The organism is Paenarthrobacter sp. NPDC089714 (assembly GCF_044748905.1).
Lineage (GTDB): Bacteria > Actinomycetota > Actinomycetes > Actinomycetales > Micrococcaceae > Arthrobacter.
In genome coordinates, this window is the sequence record NZ_JBIVGX010000002.1 from 174,706 (window position 1) to 194,282 (window position 19,577).

The following is a 19,577-nucleotide window of genomic DNA, read 5'->3' on the forward strand; positions in this document are numbered from 1 at the left end:
GAGTCCCGATCCCACCAACAATTGCCGTGGTATCAATACTCAGATTCGGATAATTCGTATCCTTTGCTTGATGATTGCGGTCTTGTAAATAGTTCTCAACCGCAAATGCGGATTACCGGTTAGGCGCGCCGATCCAGGGAAGCGATCAACGCCTCAACCCGGCCCTTGATCTCGTCGCGGATCGGGCGGACGGATTCGACGCCCTTTCCGGCCGGGTCTTCGAGTACCCAGTCCTCGTAGCGTTTGCCGGGGAAGTAGGGGCATTCGTCGCCGCAGCCCATGGTGATGACGACGTCGGAGTCCTGGACAGCCTCGGTGGTGAGGACTTTCGGGATCTCGGCCGACATGTCGATGCCCACCTCGGCCATCGCTTCGACGGCGGCCGGGTTGACCTGCTCGGCGGGCTGCGAGCCGGCAGAGCGGACCTCAATGGCCCCGCCGGAAAGGGTGGTGAGGTAGGCGGCGGCCATCTGGGAGCGGCCGGCATTGTGGACGCAGACGAACAGGACAGAGGGCTTGTTGCTCATGTGAGCACCTTTCGGTCAGCCGCGGCATCCGCGGAAGCACTGGGAACGGGGTAGAGGAATCGGACCAGGGCAAACCCCAGAACGCCGCCGGCGAGTTGGGCCAGGATAAATCCCGGGGCGGAGGCCGGGGCGATCCCGGAGAAAGTATCAGTGATGGTCCGGGCGATCGTGACTGCAGGGTTGGCGAAGCTGGTGGATGAGGTGAACCAGTAGGCGGCTGCGATGTACCCGCCGACGGCGAACGCCACCCGATCCGCCCTGCCGGAACGGATGGTTCCGAAAACCACCATCAGCAGCCCGGCGGTAGCGATGACTTCAGCCAGCCAAAGACCCGGGCCGGACCGGTCACGTGCAGCAAAGGACACCGCATCCAGCCCGAACATCAGGTTCGCTGCGACCGTCCCCGCCAAACCGCCAAGAACCTGTGCCGAGGCCAGCACAGCCGCAGTCCGGGTGTCGATCATCCCCAAGGCACGCTCGACGAACGTGACCACGGGATTGAACGATGCCGAAACCGGCTGGAGAGCCAGGATCAGCGCGAGCAGTGCGGCGCCGGTGGCGAGGCTGTTCTGCAAAAGCTGCAGTCCGACGTCGTTCGGTGACAGCCGTGAGGCCATCACGCCCGACCCAACCACGGCCATCACCAGCAGGGAGGTGCCGATGAACTCAGCCGTGGCCCGCCGGGCCAGAACATTCTTCACGCGGCCTGCCCGCCGATCAGGGCAGCCAGGTTCTGCAACGCCTCGGTCCGGGCCTTGTAGTAAACCCACACGCCACGCTTCTCGCGATCCAGCAACCCAACCTCGTGCAGCACTTTCAGGTGGTGGCTGATGGTGGGCTGCGACAACTCAAAGGCGTCGTTGAGGTCGCACACGCACGCCTCGCCGCCCTCATGGGAGGCAACGAGGGACATGAGCCGCAACCGCACGGGGTCGGCCAGTGCCTTCAACAGCGGGGCGACACCCTCGGCTTCGCTTTCGGACAGGGGCTCCCTGGCGAGTGGTGAGCAGCAGGCGACCGCTTGAACCGGGGTCAGTTCCAAAGACATAGACACCTATAAATATTTACACTCATCTATGTTTTAGACAAGACCGCTACTTTGTCGTGGCCCCGCTGTACAGTTGAACCATTCGAATATTTGTTCGAAAAATACCGTGTTGAACCAGCCGAAGGCCGGGGTCATCTGCTAGCGCCGGAAGGGGGCCCGATGTCCAAACCAGCCCTCATGCGCCGGATGCAGGAGATCGCCCATGTGGACATCAACTGCTTCTATGCCTCGGCAGAGCGGGCCTTCAATCCGGCGCTCGAGGGCAAACCCCTGATCGTCCTGTCCAACAACGACGGTTGCGCCGTCACCAGGTCCCCGGAGGCCAAGAAGCTCGGGATCGGCGTAGGGGACCCGTGGTTCAAGATCGCCCCGCGGGCCAAGGAGTGGGGACTCATCGCGATGTCCAGCAACTACGAGCTCTACGGAGATATCAGCCTGCGCGTCATGGAACTCTTGCGCCGCTACTCGGCGTGGCAGGAGGTGTACTCCATCGATGAAGCGTTCCTGGGGGTCAAGGGCGGCCCGGAAAACCTCCTGGAGCTGGGCCGGACCATCAAGGAAGCGTGTCGCAAGCATGTGGGCGTTCCGGTGTGCGTAGGCATCGCCCCCACCAAGACCCTCGCCAAGCTCGCCAATAAGTGGGCCAAGCACAATCCCGCGTTCAATGGCGTGTGCCGCTGGGATTCCGTGCCGGCAGATCAGCGAGAGGCGCTCATGGCACGGCTGTCCGTCATCGAAATCTGGGGGATCGCCACCCGGCTTACCAAGAGGCTGAACGCCATCGGAATCTTCTCCATCCTGGACTTGGTGCGCGCGGACCCCGTGAAGCTGCGGGACAAGTTCTCGATCGTCGTGATGCGTACTGTGCTGGAGTTGCAGGGCACGCCGTGCATCCCCATGGAAGAGGAACGGATCGGGCGGGACCAGCTGATTTTCTCCCGCTCCTTTTCGACGCCGATTACGACGGCGGCGCAGTTGCGGCAGGTGCTCAGCGTCTATGGCCAGATGGCCAGTGCCCGCCTGGCGAAGCATGACCTCCAGGCCAAGCTGCTCACGGCCTACGCGGCAACATCCGTGTACAACCCGAACGACAAATCCTTCCCCACCGTCACCGTCAGGTTGCCCATGCCGACGTCGGATCCCGTGCTCCTGACCAAAGCCGCGCATGCCTTGGTGCCCAAGTTCCAGGAAGGGACCAAGTACGCCAAGGCGGGGATCATGGTCACGGACCTGCGGCCCACGGGCAACCAGAAACCGTTGGAGATATTCGAGAACCGCCACGAGGAACGGGGGATCGGGCCGCTCCTGGAACAGGTCAGCAAACGCTACGGCCGCGGCTCCATCGGCTTGGGGCATGCGGGCATCCGCGGCGGCCCGGACTGGTCCATGAAACGGGGCCTGCTCAGCCCCCGCTACACCACCCGTTGGGACGAACTGCCCCTGGTGAAGGCAGCCTGAAATGAACGGTGGCGCAGCGGGATGCAGAGAGGACTACGCCCGCAGGCGGTACCCGCGTTTCACCACGGTCTCCACGAGCTTGCCGTCGGGCAGCGAGGACCGCAGCCGGCTGACCGTCATGTCCAAGGCGTGCACGGAACCGCGGAGGTCCAGCAGGTCGGACAACGCTTCCCGGGACAGCACGGCGCCACCGGCACCCAAGAGGGCCCGCAGCAACAGCAACGGGGCGGGCGCCAGTTCCACCACCTCACCGTTGATCCGCAGGCAACGCCCACGCAGCTCGATGGTGGCGCTCCTGGTCTCCAGGCGGCGCACGTGGTTCAAGGAAAGGTGCTCAGTGACCAGGCGTATCAGGGCACCCATGCGGTACCGGTCCGGAATGAGCGGCGTCAGCCCGGCGTCGACCAATGGCTGGGCGGTGACCGGCCCCACGGCCGCGACAGTTACGGGTCCCTTGAGTGCCTCGATGAGCTGGCGGTACAGGCCCATCTCGTGCGCTGTGCTCCACATGGCATCCACGGCCGGGGCACTGGTGAACGTCAGGACGTCCAGATTCCCGCCGACCACGGCTTCGATCAGGCGCGGCAGCTTGTCCTCGCCGTCAGGTTTCACCCACCGGTAAGGAGTGACGGTCAGCACCGTCGCGCCGGACATCCGCAGCCGCTCAAGTTGGCGCACATCCGTGTAGCCGTGAAGCTGCACGGCCACGGTCTTGCCGCGGACTCCTTCCGCGAGGAGCATGTCCACGAGTGTCGCCGTGGTTTCGTCGCTGCTGATTCCGACGTCGGCAAGACCCGCCGCGCGCACGGCACCGCGGGCCTTGGGGCCGCGGACGAACATCCGGCAGGCAGACAGTGTCTCCAGGAGTTGCTCGCCGATCCCGAAGGAATCCGCGGCCTCGCACCAGCGTCGCATGCCATAGGCCGTGGTGGCGATGCAGATGTCAGGTTTGGCCTCGATGATGGTCCGTGTGTCCTCGATGAGGACCAAGTCCTCCTGGACGGGAGCGATCTTCAAGGCGGGAGCATGGAGCACGCTCGCACCGCGGCGTTCCAGGGCCTCGATGAGGTCCCGGGAACGGCGGTGTGAGGTGACACCGATGCGAAAACCATCCAGCGGCAGCTCGGCGGCTTCGGTGGCCTCGGCCAACGTCACAGCAGCTTCGAGATCGTGTGCAACAGTCATGGGTCTACCTTCAGGCTTCAAGGAGCGAAGCCGCGAGGCGGCTCAGTTCAGCGGATGCTTCGGCATGATTGCGGTTGGCTTCAGCCACCCGGACCACCTCGCCGATGACCAGCACGGCCGGGTTGCTGCAACCGGTGGCTGCCGTTTCGATGGTACCCAGATCCGCGATGGTGGTGCGTTGGCCGGGGCGGTATCCGCGCTCCACTACTGCCATGGGCATGTCGGGTTTCATGCCGGCGCGGCGGAGTCCCGCGGCAAGCTGGGGGAGCGTGCCGATGCCCATCAGGACCACGATGGTTCCGCCGAGGCCCGCCAGGTGGGTGTGCTCCTTCTCGGTGAGGGGAGCGTGACCGGAAACCACCGTGAACATGTGGCTTACTTCCCTGTGGGTGACCGGAATTCCGGCAGCGGCGGGAACGGAGATGGCGCTCGTAACCCCGGAGATCACACGTACCGGTACACCAGCCGCGACACAAGCTGCCACTTCTTCGCCGCCGCGTCCGAACACGTAGGGGTCGCCGCCCTTGAGCCGGACAACATTCTTGCCGAGCAGTGCGGCTTCCACCATCAGTTTCTCGATGTCACGCTGCGTCACTTTGTGGTGCCCGGGCTGCTTTCCGACGTCCACAAGGTCGGCGGACGTCAGTGTCGCAAGCTCCTGGTAGGGCGCGAGCCGATCGTAAAAAACGACGTCGGCATCCCGCAGGGCGTCGACGGCACCGACGGTCAAGAGATCCAAGGCGCCCGGACCGCCGCCCACCAGGGTCACGTGTCCTTCCGGACCGGCGGCAGGTTCGTGGGCCACAGGAATTCCGGCTTCGCGGCAGCGTTCCAGCAGCGGCAGCCAGCCGGTATCGCCGTCGTCCACCACTGCCACCAGGAACGGGCGCACGGTGAGCGGACCGTCGAAGGCGATATCCGATGGCGTGCCCAGCCGGTGGACCGTGGCACCCGCAGCCTGGTAGCGGCGGACCGCCTGGCGGGAAGCGGTATCGGAACCGGTGACCAGGACGTCCCGGCCGGTGAGGTCGATGGTGAGCTGCATGGAATCCCCCTAGTTGTCTGCCGTGACGGCGCTGCGGACCGGAATGGTGGAAGCGATGAGCACGCCGCCCTTTTCCTCGTTCGTTGCGGGGCGGATCTGGCCGCGTTCCGGAACGAAGGAGATGGAGTCGTCCTTCTGGTTGGGCGCGTTGACGAAGGAACGGAAACGGCGCAGGCGCTCCGGGTCCTTCAGGGTCTCGGCCCACTCGTCCTCGTACGTGTCGATGTGCTTGGACATCGCGGCTTCGAGTTCCTCGGCGATGCCCAGGGAGTCGTTGACCACCACTTCTTCCACGTGCTTCAGCCCGCCGTCGAGCTCTTCCTGCCAGCGGGCCGTGCGCTGCAGGCGGTCCGCCGTACGGATGTAGTACATGAGGTAGCGGTCGATGTACTTGATGAGCGTCTCGTCGTCCAGGTCCTTGGCCAGCAACTGGGCGTGGGCGGGAGTGGCGCCACCGTTTCCGCCGACGTACAGGTTCCAGCCATCGGCCGTGGCGATCACGCCAACGTCCTTGCCGCGGGCTTCGGCGCATTCACGGGCGCAACCGGAGACACCCATCTTCAGCTTGTGCGGGCTGCGGAGGCCACGGTAGCGCAGCTCCAGGGCGATCGCCATCTGCACGGAGTCCTGGACACCGAAGCGGCACCAAGTGGAACCAACGCAGGACTTCACGGTGCGCAGGCTCTTGCCGTAAGCCTGTCCGGATTCGAAACCGGCGTCCACCAGTTCCTTCCAGATGTCCGGGAGCTGCTCCAGGCGGGCACCGAACATGTCGATGCGCTGGCCGCCGGTGATCTTCGTGTAGAGACCGTACTTCTCGGCCACGGCGGCAATGACGCCAAGGCCCTTCGGGGTGATCTCGCCACCGGCGATGCGGGGAACCACCGAGTAGGTGCCGTCCTTCTGCATGTTCGCCAAGGCGCGGTCGTTGGTGTCCTGCAGGGTGCCACGGCCGGCATCGAGCACGTAGGCGGAGTGCTGGCTGGCCAGGATGGAGGCAATGGTCGGCTTGCAGATGTCGCAACCGGCGCCCGTGCCGTACTTGGCCATGATGTCTTCGAAAGAACTGAGTTCCAGGACTCGGATGGCGTCAAAGAGTTCCTGGCGGGACAGGCTGATGTGCTCGCAGAGCGCCTTGGAGACCTCGATGCCGGACTTCTTCAGTTCGCCTTCGAGGAGCTTCTTCAGCATGGGGACACAGGAACCACACTGGGTGCCGGCGCGGGTGCAGCCCTTCAGCTCGCCCAGTTCCTGCACGGGAGCGTTCCCCTCGCAGGCACCGCAGGCATTGATCGTGTCGCGGATGGTTCCCGCCGCGACGTTGTTGCAGGAGCAGAGGATGGCGTCGTCCGGCAGTTCTGTTTCCGGGGCCTCGCCGCCACCGGCAGCGCTCAGGTAGGCGCCCGGTTCGGCGGGGAGCTCGCGGCCCAGGAGCGGTCGCAGGCTCATGTACGGGGAAGCGTCGCCGACGAAGATGCCGCCCAGGAGGGTCTTGGCGTCGTCGGTGGTGACGATCTTCTGGTAGACGCCACGGGCGGGATCGGCGTACACGATCTCCAGGGAGTGCTCCGTCCTGGCGAAGGCGTCACCAAAGCTGGCAACGTCCACGCCGGACAACTTCAGCTTGGTAGCGGTATCGAAGCCCGGGAACGTCGCCTCGCCACCATGAAGGCGGTCGGCCACGATCTCGGCCATGGTGTTCGCCGGAGCCACCAGGCCCAGGCACATACCGCCGAAGTTGGCCACTTCACCAATCGCCCAGATGCCTTCAACCTCGGTGGCACAGAAATCGTTGATGACTACGCCTCCGCGTTGTCCCAGGCTGAAGAGCTGCTCTTCGCCCTCGGCTGCGCGGAACAGGTCATCGCGGGGCTTCACGCCGATCGCGACGATCACCAGGTCTGCAGGGATGGTGCGGCCGTCTGCCATCAAGACTCCGGTGACCTGGCCGTCGTCGTCCGTTACTACTTCGGACGGGAACACGCCGCCGTGGACCTCGAAGCCCTTGGCCTCGATCAAACGTCCCAGGGCCTGGCCGGCGCCTTCATCCAACTGCGTGTTCATGAGCCACGGTGAGCCGTTGATGACCACCGGAGTGGCTCCGAGCTGTTCGGTTCCGGCTGCGGATTCGAGGCCCAGCAAGCCACCGCCGATGGTGACGGCGTTGACCTTGCGGCCCAGCTTGGCGCCAAGGTCGGCGATCGCCTTGTTGATGGCCCACACGTCCTCCAGCGTGCGGTACACGTGGGTGTGTTCGGCGCCGGGAATCGGCAGGCGGGCTGCGTCCGAACCGGAAGCGACTACCAGCTCGTCGTATTCGTACGTGTTGCCGGCGGCGGTGAGGACGGTCTTGGCGACCGTGTCTACCTTGATGGCGCGCTCGCCGGTCTTCAGGGCCAGGGCCTGGTGGTCCCACATGGACGCGTCACCGAGGGTGAGGTCAACATCTGTTTCGGTCAGGGCCTTGCTCAATGCCACGCGGTCGTAGGGGAGGTGGGCTTCCTCGGTGAGGACGGTAACCTGCCAGCCATCGAGTCCGCGGTTGTACATGGCGTCGGTAAAACGGTGGGCAGCAGGGCCGCCTCCGACCACGACGATGCGGCGCGGGTTCTCTGTGCTTGAAGTGTGTCCGGTCACTGGTGGGCCTTTCGCAAATGTTGCAGACAGGTCTCCGCAACTTGTGGAATCAGCCTAGAAAAGGGCAGTTTCACTTCAGTTTCCCGTTTGTTTCGTGATCTTAACTTCTGCATCACGAACGCATTTCGCGGGGCGTGAGGTCTCTTTTACGCGCTGGACACAAAGCCTGACACCGGTTGAAACACCCGGGTCCTAGCTTTGAGGGGTGGCCGCAAGCGTGGCCTGGTCCGGGGGAGTGACGGTGGAAAGTGCCCGCACCCGGACGCAGCGAGAGGGGCTGACATGACCGTAATTCTTGACCGCGCAGAGGACCTGTCCATCACCGGCACCTGGCATCGGGTGTGCCCGGTGGACGAGCTCGAACTGGCATGGGGCGAGGCAGCACTGATCGAGGGCCGGCAGGTAGCGTTGTTCCGCACCGCCCCCGGTGAGGTTTTCGCCGTCGCACAGCAGGATCCGGCAACGTTCGCCAATGTGATGGCGCGCGGCATCATCGGGTCCCGCGGGGCGCGGCCCACCATCGCCTCGCCGCTGCACAAGGAGGTCTACGACCTGGAGACCGGCGAATGCTTCACGCACCCGGAACTGACGCTCGCCACCTATGCCACCCGATTGGTGGATGGCTACATCGAGGTTGAGCTCTAGAGTCCCAGCGCTTCGCGGACATCCCTGAGGACATCGTCCAGGGATGTCCGTGCCGCTTGGCGGGCAGCGGGAAGTTCCGCCGCCGACTCCACGGGCTGGATGACCTCCAGGTAGCACTTCAGTTTGGGCTCGGTGCCGCTGGGCCTGATGATCACGCGGCTCTGGTCCTTGGTCAGGTACAGCAGCCCGTCCGTGGGTGGCAACGTTTCGCTTCCTTCGGCGAGGTCCGTGAAGACCTCGACGGCGGAGCCTCCAAACGCTTCCGGCGGGTTGACCCGCAAGCGGTTCATCATGGCGTCCAGCAGCCCCAGGTCCGCCACGCGAATGCTGAGTTGGTCGCTCGCGTGCAGGCCATGGACCAAGTACAACTCGTCCAAGGTATCGAAGACTGTCTTGCCATCGGCCTTCGCAGCCGCCGCAAGCTCGGCGATGAGCACGGCGGCCGAGATGCCGTCCTTGTCCTTCACCAAATCCGGCGCCACACAGTAACCGAGTGCTTCCTCGTAGCCATATGTCAGGCCGGGAACGCGCGAGATCCACTTGAAGCCCGTGAGCGTTTCCTCGTGGGCGTAGCCTGCAGCCGAGGCAATGCGGGAGAGCAGCCTGGACGAAACAATCGAGTTGGCGAAGACGCCCTCGCGTGGTTCATCGCTTGGCGTTACGGCCAGCCGGGCCACAACGTGCGCACCCAGGAGGGCGCCGACTTCGTCGCCGCGCAGCATGCGCCATTCACCCGTCGCGGGGTCCAACGCGGCAACCGCCGCCCGGTCGGCGTCGGGGTCGTTGGCCAGGACGATGTCCGCCCCTACCTCTGCAGCTTTGGCGAGCGCCAGGTCCAGTGCGCCGGGTTCCTCCGGGTTGGGGAAGGCCACCGTGGGGAAGTCCGGATCCGGTTGGGCCTGTTCGGCCACGAGGATCACGTCAGCGAAACCGGCAGCGTTGAGCACGGACACGGCTGTCTCGCCGCCCACGCCGTGCATGGGGGTGAGGACGATCTTGAGGTCCCGCGCAGGGAAGTGTTCGCGATCCGCCAAGCCGGCCATGGCAGCTTCGTAGTCCGTGGCGATGGAGGCGGGCAGCACGGTCCAGCCTTCACCCGCCAGTTCAATCGTTTCCAGCGGACCCACCCCTGAGATCTTCGAGGCAATTTCCGCATCGTAAGGGGCGACGATCTGCGCACCCCGTCCGCTCTCGGCCACCGCATGCCGCCCCAGGTAGACCTTGTAACCGTTGTCCTGCGGAGGGTTGTGGCTGGCTGTAACCATCACTCCGCCGTCGCAATCCAGCGCGCGCACCGCGTAGGCGAGGATCGGCGTCGGAAGTGCTGCCGGCATGAGGAACGCGTCGATGCCGGCGGCAGCGAAGATCGCCGCCGTTTCCTGCGCGAAAATGTCCGAGTTGTAGCGGGCATCAAAGCCGACGACGGCGCGTGGCCGGGTTCCGGGGGATGCGGAGCCAACCGCTTCGGTGAGGAAAGCCGCCAGGCCTGCCGCTGCCCGTCGGACCACCACGCGGTTCATCCGGTTGGGGCCAGGGCCGAGGGCGGCGCGCAGGCCGGCCGTGCCGAACTGCAGTGTGCCGTTGAAGCTGTCCGCGAGTTCCTGGGCTGCTCCGGCATCCCCGTCTCCGGCAAGGGCGGCGAGCTCCAGGAGGGCGGCCGACGTCGCGGGGTCGGGGTCCTGGGAAGCCCATGCGTGGGCGTCGTCAATCAGTTGTCCAAGTGCGGCATCGCTCGATGTCATAAGCACAAAACTATCCTCAATGCCCACACCAAAGGCAACGCGGGGTCAGATACGGCCCATAAAACGGGTCGTAATGGGCCGTATCTGACCCCGCGTTGCTCTAGAGGGTGCGGGAGCGGATTGAGAATTCTGTGTCGCCGTCGATGCTGAAAACGGAGGCCCCGGTGTGGTCCCAGCCAGGGAAGAACGTGTCCGTGATCACGGCAGCCCCGTCCTGCGCAAAGACCTCCACCGACGAGGTATCGAGCAAGATCCGCAGGCGCACCTTGTTGCCGTCTGCAGGCACGCGTACCTGATGGTAGGGACTGAACTTTTCCGAAAAGTTCGTGGTCCCGGCCTTCGAACGGTCCACTTTCAACGTACCCGTCTCCTTGTCATAGGAGATGCGGAGTCCATCCTCGCCGTCGGCGGAATGACGGAGCAGGATGCCGGCTTCGCGGGCTGAGCCGAGGTCCAGTTCAAGGTCAAGGAGCCGGCTGCGGCCCTCGAAATCGGAGCCAAGCGACTCCAACCGGGAGGAGACGGTGAGGTTTTTGCTCTTCAGCTCACCAAGCTCCAGTTGTTCAAGGGCGGTCGCCGCAATGGCCGAGCGCAACTCGTACCGCTCTTCACCGCGGACCAAGGTAAGCTCCCGCGGGATCGCCATGGCACCCCGCCACGGCGTGGTGGGCACGTTCTGGGCATAGTCCCAGTTGCCCATCCACCCCAGGAGCACCGGCTTGTCGCCCGGAGCGCCGGAAATGGAGTTGGCGGCGTAGTAGTCGGCGCCGTGATCCAGCCACTGGGACTCTTCCAGGGGAGCACCGGGAGCCGCTGCGTTTTCCGCAACGAACCGCGTTCCGTCGAACTCACCCACGAAGTACTGCATGCCCGAACCGCCCGCGATACCGCCCGGATTCATGCTCAGCAGCATGACCCACTTCCTGGCCGTGGATCCCTCCACTTTCATCTGCAGCAGCTCAGGCACTTCCCACAGCCCGCCTTGCGCGCCGACGCCGGAGAAATCGCTCAGGTAGTCCCAGTGGAGGAGGTTGGTGGATTTGAAGAGTTTGACCACCTGGGCGTCGGCCACCACGGTGGTCATCACCCAGTAGTTGCCGGGCTCGTACCAAGTGATTTTGGGGTCCCTGAAATTGTTGTTGCTCGGCGCGAGGTTCAGTACAGGGTTGCCGCGGTGCTTTTGCCACGTGGTTCCGCCGTCCAGGCTGAAGGCGACCGACTGTGCCTGGACCCCTTGGGGCAGGGCTCCGTTCTTGCCGTAGGCGCTGGTGTAGAGGGCAACCATGGGCGGGTTCTTGGCAGACCCGAGTCCGGAGGCGTTGTTTGAGTCCAGCACGATGCACCCGGAGAAGATCTCCTCGTCCTCGCTGGCTTCCATGGCCACCGGCTGCTGCTCCCAGTGCACCAGGTCCTTGCTGGTGGAGTGCCCCCAGGACATGTTGCCCCAGGAGTTCGCGCGGGGGTTGTGCTGGTAAAAGGCGTGGTAGGTCCCGTTTGCATAGACCAAGCCGTTGGGATCGTTGAGCCAATTCTTCTCCGCGGTCAGGTGCGCCGCGGGACGCCACGGCTCCGAAGCGGAAGGCTGCGGCCCGCGCGTGGCGGGGACCGGCGTCGGGCTTTCCGCGTCGCGTGGCGCTGTGCACGAGGCGGCTGAGAACGAAACCACGACGGCGGCACTTGCGGCCAGCAACTGGCGGCGGGAAAGGCGCGGGCTGGGTGTGTTGGGGGTGGGGTAAACCATGGGGAAATCCTGGGGGTTGGGGGTGGCGGGGGTGCGCCCGGCTCGTGGCCGCACGCACCCCTGCCGAGGCCTTATGGGCCAGGGGTCTTACTTGTAGAGGCCCTCGCCGCCAACGCGCACGTTGGTGGGCAAGTAGCCAAACGGGCCGAGGCCGTTCTTGCCGAAGCTGCGGTCAACCTGCGTCACGCCGCCCTGGAAGTTCATCTTCACCGTGGGGGAGAGGGAACCGCCGCGGACGCCGTCCACGTTGTCGATGAACGACTGGACCAAGCCACCGGGCTGCACGTAGTGCGAGTAAGCCTGGAACTGGCGGCCGTTCTGGCGCGGGTCCGGACCTTCCGGCGCGTTGGCCGGCATGTTGAGGTCCGTCGGCGAACCGAGTGCCAGGCCGCTGTTGTTCACGGGCTGGTAGTCGGAGCGGACGCCGTTGCCGACGAAGCCATACACGCCATCAGGGCCGCGCATCCCATCCGCGTACGTGAACTGGTGGCTGATGGTGAACAGGTAGTACTTGTTCTTGCCGTTCTCGTTCTGGATGAAGATCTGCGGACGCTCGGTCTGGTCGTTGACGCAGTTGGCGGACAGGATCGGGGGCAGGAAGCTCCACTTGGTCAGGTCCTTGTTGTCCGCCACGGCCAGGCCCACGTTCGCGGTCTGGTACCAGGCGCCGGTGCTGTTGACCTGGTCCACGGTCTCAGCGTTGGGATCGCCCGGACGGTAGCCCAGGTCTTCCTGCTTGCACTTGTAGGAGCCACGGGTACCGCCGGTGTTGCCTTCGAAGACCATGAAGGTCTTGCCCGGGTGGGCCGGATCGGCGAACGTGTACGGATCACGGAAGGCGAAGCCGGGGTTCTGGGCCTTGTTCTGGTACAGCTTTCCGTCCGGCTCAAGCAGCTTGGTGTGCTGGAAGCCGTCGAAGCTCACGCCGTTCTTGTCTGCGTGGATGGTGCCCAGTGCCTTGGCGATCACGGCGTCGGGGGCGATTCCGCCACCGCCGGCGTTCCGCTCCTTGACGTCGTAGAACGTGGTTGCCGTGTAGAAGACGTTGATCTTGTTGCCCTGCATGAGGCGGGTGGAGCCGGACCATTCCGTGTTGCCGATGGACGTGTTGTCCAGGAACAGGTGCCCGCCATAGTTCCACTTGTCCTTGGCCGGATCGGCGTTGGTCTTGCGGAAGAAGTAGCCGATCCGAGCGTTCCAGTGCCGCTGGTCGAAGCCGTAGCCTGCGTGCCGGTCAGCCACCAGGGAGAAGATGACATCCCAGCCCTTGTAGCTGATCTGGTTGGCGTTTTCGTCGGTCAGGGACCAGGTGTCCCATACCCACACGTCGTCGTTCATGGCCGGGAAGTCCTTGGGGATTTCCGGCATGGTGACATTGGGGCTCATGGAGTTCTGGCCGGGAGCGACGTTGGGGTTGCTCTGGGCCATGATCTGCTTGGCATCGGCACGGGTCCACTTGGAGGTGAAGTTCGCTGCCGGATCGTAGGCCTGCTGCGTGTGGTTCGACGGCAGCGGGAAGCCGGGCGTGGGTGCCGGCATGGTGCTCGACGGCGGATCGGCCGGCAGGTTGGCCTGCGCGGCCGGCGTGACAAGGAGGATGCCACCGGCGACGCCGACTGCTGCTGCGATGGCTGTTGCCTTGCGCAAGCGGCGTCTTGGCCGTGTTGGGGTTGAGTGCGTGTTCATGCTTGCTCTTCTCGCGGAGTATTGGACTTCGTGGAGTTGCTGCTCGAGTCCGGCGTCCGCTCGATCCGCTGGTGGCGTCTTCGAGGGACGCCATCGTTTCGAGGTGCGGCGGCCCTTCCTGAGGCGCTCGCCGCTGGTGCTCCGGCACGTCGACTTACCGGGGCACTTTCCACGCTAAACACGTGTCAGGTGCCAAAGCAAAGCCTGTTTCGATGGCTTCGGCGGGGATGTCAGACATTTGTATGCAAGCGTTTACATTGCCAACACGCGCGCGTGCCATGCACGGTGCGGGAGGGTCAAATGTTTCGCTATAAAACAGACTTATTCTGAGAATTTACTGTGCGTTTACACGGGCGCCATGTGACTTGACGGCCTGCCTCGAGTCCCGTAGGTGCCCACCCATCTAGGTCGCAGTAGTGCGCGTTTTGAGCGCCCATAACGCGCACTAATGCGACCCAGTTGGATCTGCCTAATTCCAATCGCTGGACGTAAAATGTGCTTGCGGTTCCCGGTTGTCGCCCGAACCTGGCAGACCTGGCGCGTTGTGAGTTGGTGCACCATGTGTGAGTTACCAAAGCGGCGTTGGCGCTCATCGATCACTCCTCTGCGGTTTCTTATCGGTGTCCTGGCCCTTGGAACCATAGCCTTCGGCTGGCTTGCTCCGTCTTTTCCGTGGGGTTTCCCCGTGGTCATCCAGGCGGCCGTGCTCATGGGCGCCGGATTCCTGGCCTTGGCCGTCGCGGTGTTCATGCCCATGGTGCGCGAAGTGGAACTTGGACTCACGCCAAGCGTCAAGCTGGGACCCGCGCTGAAGGACCGCCAAGCCGAGCTGCGGAGCGTGTTTGAGCAGCAAAAGGGCGATCTTGAGTACTGCGCCCACCTCCTGTGCGGCGATCCTGAAACGGCGCGCAGGTTGCTGGAAGCTTCGTGGTCGCAGGCGGCCAGTGCATGGAAGGGCCCCGCCAGTCCGCTGCTTCGCGTTTATACGTTGTGCCTGCTGGTCGAGAAGCTGAGGAAGGAAGATCTCTGGCTGCGTGGCTCTCCGAGACAGAACAGGAAGGGAAAGTTGCCGCGTCCGAAGGTGGATGAGGGTCCCTTGGGCGTGTTGTCGCCCGGCGAGCGGATCGTCGTGGTCCTCCACGAGTTTGCGAACCTTACGGTCTACGAGATTGCTGCCCTGACAACCCAGTCCGTGGATGACGTGCGTCAGTTGTTGACGAGCGCCACAGCCAAAACCAACCAGCCGGCATTGGAAGATGGCCGGCCGTGAAAGCGGAGTTGCGCGAGCGCCTCCTGGCCGAAGCCTCCGCCCACATCCGCACGTACCCGGCGGACATGGAGGGGGCTCTTGAAAGCGGCATGCAGCGTCTTCGCCGAAGGACCATCAGGGCATGGGTAGTGGCTCTGGCAGCGGCGATCCTGTTGACGGCCGGCTTGGTGGCCGTTCGGGTATTCCTGGACCGCGGACCGGTGGCACTGGCGTCCATCGAGGTCAGCGCGTCCGCCACAGCCCTCCGCCCCGATGCCACACTGCAGCTCTCTGCCAACGGTGTGTACAGCGATGGTTCGCGCCGCTCCCTGATGGACGGCGTCGTCTGGGCCTCCGAAAACCCTGCAGTGGCTGAGGTGGCAGGGTCGGGCGAGGTGACGGCTTTGGCCCCCGGCGACGCCGGGATGACAGCAACGTACGACGGCGTCTCCGGGCGTTTGGCGCTGACCGTCACCCGGCCCGGGTCGGCTTCGTTGACGGCCCTGCGCATCTTCCCGGAGACGGTGTCCGTGCAGACTGGTGGCAAGGTCCAGTTGGACGCCGTGGGCAGCTTCAGCGACGGCTCAATCGGCAAGCTCAACGTCACGGCGGTCTGGGCTTCGGACCGACCGGCCGTGGCACAGGTGGACGGGAACGGCCTGGTCACGGCCATCTCCGCGGGTTCGGCCACCGTGACGGCAACTGAAGCCGGCCTGCAAGCGGTGGCGCGCCTTACCGTGACCCCGAAGCCCCCGGCCACACTGACCGGACTGCACCTTGACCCCGCCGAGGCCACCCTCAAGGACGGTCAGTCGCGGCAATTCACAGCGGTGGGTGGATACTCCGACGGAACCACGGAGACGTTGGCGGCAGTCACGTGGTCCACCGGCAACCCGAAGGTGGCCACAGTCTCCGCGGGCGGACTCGTCACGGGGCAAAGCGTCGGGCAGGTGCTGGTCACAGCCCTCCACGTCGATGGTGCAGGCAAGCAATGGCAAGCCCAATCCAAGGTAACGGTGGCGCACGCGGTGACTGCCGTCGTCGTCAATCCTCCCGGGCCTTTTGCCCTTGACAGCGGCCAGACCGTTCAACTGACCGCAACCGTGGCCTACAGCGACGGGCTGCCGGGAACGGCAACAGTGGTTTGGGCGTCCAGCCGGCCGATCTTTGCCACGGTTGATGGAAACGGGCTGGTCCGCGCCGGCCCGGGGCAGGGACAGGCCACCGTCACTGCCACCGCGGAGGGTGTCTCCAGCAAGGCCGTCACGGTCAGTGTTGGACCAACCGTTCCGACACCCGGGCCGGTGAAATAGCTTTACAGCTTCGCGATGATCCCTGCCAGCAACGCCGAGATCCGCTTGCCTGCAGCCTCGCCCGCTTCCAGGACTTCGGCATGGCTGAGTGGAACCGGGCTGATGCCCGCGGCGAGGTTGGTGACCAAGGAGATCCCGAAGACCTCCATGCCCGCGTGGCGTCCCGCGATGGCTTCCAGTGCCGTGGACATGCCAACAAGGTCCGCGCCGATCCGCTTGGCGTACTGGACCTCGGCCGGGGTCTCGTAGTGAGGGCCGGTGAACTGGGCGTAGACGCCTTCCTGCAGCGAGGGGTCAACCTCGCGTGCCACAGCCCGGAGTCGCGATGAGTAGAGATCGGTGAGGTCCACGAACGTTGCGCCCTCCAGCGGGGACGTGGCGGTGAGGTTGATGTGGTCGCTGATCAGCACCGGCGTGCCGGGTTCCCAGGCTTCGTTGAGCCCGCCGCAGCCGTTGGTGAGCACCAGAGTCTTGCAGCCGGCAGCGGCAGCGGTCCGCACGCCGTGCACCACAGAGCGGACGCCCCGGCCTTCGTAGTAGTGGGTGCGCGCGCCGAGGACCAGGGCGCGCTTGCCCTCCTTCGTGAGGACTGAACGGATGGTTCCCACGTGGCCCACGACTGCCGGTTTGTGGAAGCCCGGAACTTCCGAGGCACTGAGGGTCGCAGTGGTTTCACCGATCAGGTCGGCGGCTTCTGCCCAGCCGGAACCGAGTACCAAGGCGACGTCGTGGGACTCGACGCCGGTCTCGGCAGCAATGTAGTCGGCGGCGTCTTTGGCGGCTTCGAAGGGGTCAGTGTTCAACAGCTCTGAGTTACTCACTGGTACAAGCTACCGTGCACGCGTAGCTGTCCGGTAGGGACGCGCCCGTGGGTGAGGTATGGCTGACTGGCAGCAGCAGCGCGGATACGGGAGAATTGAGGATTGTGACCACCCAAGTTGACTTCAGTTCCCCACGAATCGCGATCCTGGGAGGTGGTCCCGGCGGATACGAAGCTGCCATGGTGGCCGCCTCGCTCGGCGCCAAAGTCACCATCATCGAACGGGCAGGCCTCGGCGGCTCGGCCGTTCTGACCGACGTCGTGCCTTCCAAAACCCTCATTGCCACTGCCGACCTCATGACCCGCGTCAGCGAAGCCGACGAGCTCGGCGTCAAGTTCGATGACACCGCCTCCAAGCCGCACGCCGACCTCAAGCACATCAACGACCGCGTCCTTAACCTCGCGCGCGGCCAGTCCAAAGACATCCGCGACGGGCTCGAGCGCCTCGGCGTCGAAATCGTCATCGGCTCCGGCAAGCTGCTGGACAACAACACCATCGAGGTCCTCACACTTGAGGGCACCCGCACCATCGAGGCCGATTCCATCCTCCTGGCGGTCGGCGCCCACCCCCGCGAACTGCCCACGGCAAAGCCCGACGGCGAACGCATCCTGAACTGGGCCCAGATCTACAACCTGGACGAGCTTCCTGAAGAACTGATCGTGGTGGGGTCCGGTGTCACCGGCGCCGAGTTCGCTTCCGCCTACAACGGCCTCGGCTCCAAGGTCACCCTGATCTCCAGCCGCGACCAGGTTCTCCCGGGCGAGGACACGGACGCCGCCAAGCTGCTGGAGGGCGTGTTCGAGCGCCGCGGCGTGCGCGTCCTGTCCCGCTCGCGCGCCAACGCAGTTGAGCGAACGGACGACGGCGTAAAGGTCACCTTGGGTGACGGATCGGTCGTGACAGGTTCCCACTGCCTGGTGTGTGTAGGGTCCATCCCGAACACGGCGGGGATCGGGTTGGAAGAAGCAGGCGTTGCCCTGACCGAGTCCGGCCACATCAAGGTTGACGGTGTCTCCCGCACCACGGCACCCAACATCTACGCAGCAGGCGACTGCACGGGCGTGTTCGCCTTGGCGTCCGTGGCTGCGATGCAGGGCCGGATCGCCATCGCGCACTTCATGGGCGACGGCGTGAAGCCCCTCAAGCTCAACCAGGTAGCCTCCAACATCTTCACGTCCCCGGAGATCGCTTCCGTAGGTGTTTCCGAGGCCGATCTGGCTTCCGGTAAGTATCAAGGCGATGTGGTGATGCTGTCCTTGCTCAGCAACGCCCGTGCCAAGATGCGCAACACCAAGGACGGCTTCGTCAAGATCATCGCCCGCAAGGGTTCCGGCACCGTGATTGGTGGCGTGGTGGTGGGTCCGAACGCCTCCGAGCTGATCTTCCCGATCTCCGTGGCCGTCACGCAGAAGCTGCACGTGGACGACGTCGCAAGTGCCTTCACGGTGTACCCGTCGCTGACCGGCTCCATTTCCGAAGCAGCACGGCGTTTGCACGTGCACATGTAGCCAACTGTTTTCACGGGCCCGTTTCGGGGCGTCGCTGCGCAGAGTGCCGTTCGCACGGCATGCTGCGCAGCGAGCCAGCGAAACGGGCCTTTGCGTTTCCGGGGCGATCAGCGGCTTAGTCCGTCAGCGATGCAGGGCAGCCACGGCGTCGGCCAGGGACAGGCGCAGCGCAGGGCCGTGGCCCGGGAGGATCAGCGTGGCCTGGAGGTCTCCGAGCCTGCGGGTTGCCTCGAGCGCGGCCTCCGGGTCTGAGTGGAACATCCGTTGCAGCATTTGTGGCCCGGGCTTGCTGCTGAGTGGATGCCCGCTGACAAACGTGTCGCCCACGGCGATCGCTCCAGCGCCCGGCAGGAGAAGCGCCACGTTGCCAGGCGTATGCCCGGGGACCGCGATGGCCTCCGGACGTCCGGGCAGGTTTGCCAGTTTCTGCTCCGTCCAGGCCTCGGCCAGCGTGGCGGGTTCGGCCTGGAGAGCTTTGGCCTTGATGACGTGCAGCATCCAGCGGAAGACCTTCGGACGCCAGATGCGGACCAGCACCTGGCCGATGGTGACCTGATGCTTCTCCTTGCCCTGGACGTGCGCGAGTTCTTCGGGGGAGCAGAGGATGGGCGTGCCAAACGTCCTGGAGAAGTACGCCGCTGAGCCCGTGTGGTCCACATGGCCATGGGTGAGGAGCATGGCCTTGGCTTCAGCCGGCTCCAGGCCGAGTTGCCGGATCGAGTCCAGCACCGCATCCCGGTCAGCCGGGTACCCGCCGTCGATCACCATGAATCCGGAAGCATCGCGCACGATGATCCAGTTGGACGCCGGTCCCTCCACGAAGTGGATGCCGGGTGCGGGTTCAGTGATGGTCACCCGGAAATTCTAGGCGCCCAAGCAACGAGTTCGCCGGAAACCCTCAACAGCTCCCGGAAACTTCCAGCGAACGGGCACGCTTCCCGCGAACGGGGTGCCGTGCGGGGAATCGTGAGC

General features: G+C 64.8%; 16 protein-coding genes. 5 read left to right on the top strand and 11 right to left on the bottom strand.

What is annotated here, in order from left to right; all coding sequences use genetic code 11:
* Positions 1–119 precede the first annotated feature (119 nt).
* The 3 genes from ACIPY3_RS05335 to ACIPY3_RS05345 are packed head-to-tail and all read right to left on the bottom strand — an operon-like array spanning position 120 to position 1,575.
* Positions 120–527: an arsenate reductase ArsC gene (locus ACIPY3_RS05335; RefSeq protein ID WP_400331039.1), complete on the bottom strand. Its 408-nt coding sequence runs from the start codon at positions 525–527 to the stop codon at positions 120–122.
* Positions 524–1,228 (bottom strand): aquaporin, encoded by a 705-nt coding sequence (locus tag ACIPY3_RS05340; RefSeq protein WP_400331041.1) that lies wholly within the window; start codon positions 1,226–1,228, stop codon positions 524–526. The genes ACIPY3_RS05335 and ACIPY3_RS05340 overlap by 4 nt, the downstream gene beginning before the upstream one ends.
* Positions 1,225–1,575, bottom strand: a complete 351-nt coding sequence (locus tag ACIPY3_RS05345) for a metalloregulator ArsR/SmtB family transcription factor (protein ID WP_400331635.1) — start codon at positions 1,573–1,575, stop codon at positions 1,225–1,227. Before ACIPY3_RS05345 ends, ACIPY3_RS05340 begins: the two co-directional genes overlap by 4 nt.
* A gap of 159 nt (positions 1,576–1,734) precedes the next feature.
* On the opposite strand from ACIPY3_RS05345, the gene ACIPY3_RS05350 reads away from it, so the two are divergent.
* On the top strand, positions 1,735–3,033 hold the full coding sequence (locus ACIPY3_RS05350) for a Y-family DNA polymerase (protein WP_400331043.1): 1,299 nt from the start codon (positions 1,735–1,737) through the stop codon (positions 3,031–3,033).
* A 33-nt stretch (positions 3,034–3,066) separates the two neighbouring features.
* Here ACIPY3_RS05350 and ACIPY3_RS05355 read toward each other — a convergent pair whose 3' ends face one another.
* From ACIPY3_RS05355 to nirB, 3 genes are read right to left on the bottom strand one after another with little or no spacing between them, the layout of a single operon-like run.
* Entirely contained in the window at positions 3,067–4,218 is a 1,152-nt protein-coding gene (locus tag ACIPY3_RS05355) for a uroporphyrinogen-III synthase (protein WP_400331045.1), read from the bottom strand.
* Between the two features lie 10 nt (positions 4,219–4,228).
* Complete coding sequence (gene cobA / locus ACIPY3_RS05360) at positions 4,229–5,263, bottom strand: uroporphyrinogen-III C-methyltransferase (RefSeq protein ID WP_400331047.1); 1,035 nt, start codon at positions 5,261–5,263, stop codon at positions 4,229–4,231.
* 9 nt (positions 5,264–5,272) lie between these two features.
* Entirely contained in the window at positions 5,273–7,900 is a 2,628-nt protein-coding gene (gene nirB, locus ACIPY3_RS05365) for a nitrite reductase large subunit NirB (RefSeq protein WP_400331049.1), read from the bottom strand.
* A gap of 282 nt (positions 7,901–8,182) precedes the next feature.
* Between nirB and nirD the strand changes: the two genes are divergently transcribed.
* Positions 8,183–8,545, top strand: a complete 363-nt coding sequence (gene nirD, locus ACIPY3_RS05370) for a nitrite reductase small subunit NirD (RefSeq protein ID WP_397326076.1) — start codon at positions 8,183–8,185, stop codon at positions 8,543–8,545.
* Here nirD and ACIPY3_RS05375 read toward each other — a convergent pair.
* From ACIPY3_RS05375 to ACIPY3_RS05385, 3 genes are all read right to left on the bottom strand, one after another.
* On the bottom strand, positions 8,542–10,287 hold the full coding sequence (locus tag ACIPY3_RS05375; protein ID WP_400331051.1) for a phospho-sugar mutase: 1,746 nt from the start codon (positions 10,285–10,287) through the stop codon (positions 8,542–8,544). The two genes, nirD and ACIPY3_RS05375, sit on opposite strands and share 4 nt — an antisense overlap.
* 100 nt (positions 10,288–10,387) lie before the next feature.
* Entirely contained in the window at positions 10,388–12,028 is a 1,641-nt protein-coding gene (locus tag ACIPY3_RS05380) for a glycoside hydrolase family 32 protein (RefSeq protein WP_400331054.1), read from the bottom strand.
* Positions 12,029–12,115: 87 nt separating this feature from the next.
* Positions 12,116–13,714: a glycoside hydrolase family 68 protein gene (locus ACIPY3_RS05385; RefSeq protein ID WP_400331057.1), complete on the bottom strand. Its 1,599-nt coding sequence runs from the start codon at positions 13,712–13,714 to the stop codon at positions 12,116–12,118.
* A 685-nt stretch (positions 13,715–14,399) separates the two neighbouring features.
* Between ACIPY3_RS05385 and ACIPY3_RS05390 the strand changes: the two genes are divergently transcribed.
* Together ACIPY3_RS05390 and ACIPY3_RS05395 are read left to right on the top strand one after the other, a co-directional pair.
* Positions 14,400–14,984 carry a hypothetical protein gene (locus ACIPY3_RS05390; RefSeq protein ID WP_400331060.1) on the top strand — a complete coding sequence of 195 codons (585 nt, stop codon included), beginning with the start codon at positions 14,400–14,402 and terminating at the stop codon, positions 14,982–14,984.
* Entirely contained in the window at positions 14,981–16,276 is a 1,296-nt protein-coding gene (locus ACIPY3_RS05395) for an Ig-like domain-containing protein (RefSeq protein ID WP_400331063.1), read from the top strand. Before ACIPY3_RS05390 ends, ACIPY3_RS05395 begins: the two co-directional genes overlap by 4 nt.
* Before the next feature lie 2 nt (positions 16,277–16,278).
* Here the strand turns inward: ACIPY3_RS05395 and ACIPY3_RS05400 are convergent, their stop codons facing one another.
* Positions 16,279–17,097, bottom strand: a complete 819-nt coding sequence (locus tag ACIPY3_RS05400; protein WP_397326611.1) for a purine-nucleoside phosphorylase — start codon at positions 17,095–17,097, stop codon at positions 16,279–16,281.
* Positions 17,098–17,201: 104 nt separating this feature from the next.
* Here ACIPY3_RS05400 and ACIPY3_RS05405 point away from each other — a divergent pair, with 104 nt between their 5' ends.
* Positions 17,202–18,605, top strand: coding sequence for an NAD(P)H-quinone dehydrogenase (locus tag ACIPY3_RS05405; RefSeq protein WP_400272136.1), 1,404 nt, complete (start codon positions 17,202–17,204; stop codon positions 18,603–18,605).
* A gap of 123 nt (positions 18,606–18,728) precedes the next feature.
* Here ACIPY3_RS05405 and ACIPY3_RS05410 read toward each other — a convergent pair whose 3' ends face one another.
* Positions 18,729–19,460 carry an MBL fold metallo-hydrolase gene (locus ACIPY3_RS05410; protein WP_400331067.1) on the bottom strand — a complete coding sequence of 244 codons (732 nt, stop codon included), beginning with the start codon at positions 19,458–19,460 and terminating at the stop codon, positions 18,729–18,731.
* Between the last annotated feature and the right edge of the window lie 117 nt (positions 19,461–19,577).

Coding starts and splice junctions, on each gene's coding strand:
- ACIPY3_RS05335 (WP_400331039.1), bottom strand. CDS start 527: ATGAGCAACAAGCCCTCTGTCCTGTTCGTCTGCGTCCACAATGCCGGC.
- ACIPY3_RS05345 (WP_400331635.1), bottom strand. CDS start 1,575: ATGTCTTTGGAACTGACCCCGGTTCAAGCGGTCGCCTGCTGCTCACCA.
- ACIPY3_RS05350 (WP_400331043.1), top strand. CDS start 1,735: ATGTCCAAACCAGCCCTCATGCGCCGGATGCAGGAGATCGCCCATGTG.
- ACIPY3_RS05355 (WP_400331045.1), bottom strand. CDS start 4,218: ATGACTGTTGCACACGATCTCGAAGCTGCTGTGACGTTGGCCGAGGCC.
- cobA (WP_400331047.1), bottom strand. CDS start 5,263: ATGCAGCTCACCATCGACCTCACCGGCCGGGACGTCCTGGTCACCGGT.
- nirD (WP_397326076.1), top strand. CDS start 8,183: ATGACCGTAATTCTTGACCGCGCAGAGGACCTGTCCATCACCGGCACC.
- ACIPY3_RS05375 (WP_400331051.1), bottom strand. CDS start 10,287: ATGACATCGAGCGATGCCGCACTTGGACAACTGATTGACGACGCCCAC.
- ACIPY3_RS05380 (WP_400331054.1), bottom strand. CDS start 12,028: ATGGTTTACCCCACCCCCAACACACCCAGCCCGCGCCTTTCCCGCCGC.
- ACIPY3_RS05385 (WP_400331057.1), bottom strand. CDS start 13,714: ATGAACACGCACTCAACCCCAACACGGCCAAGACGCCGCTTGCGCAAG.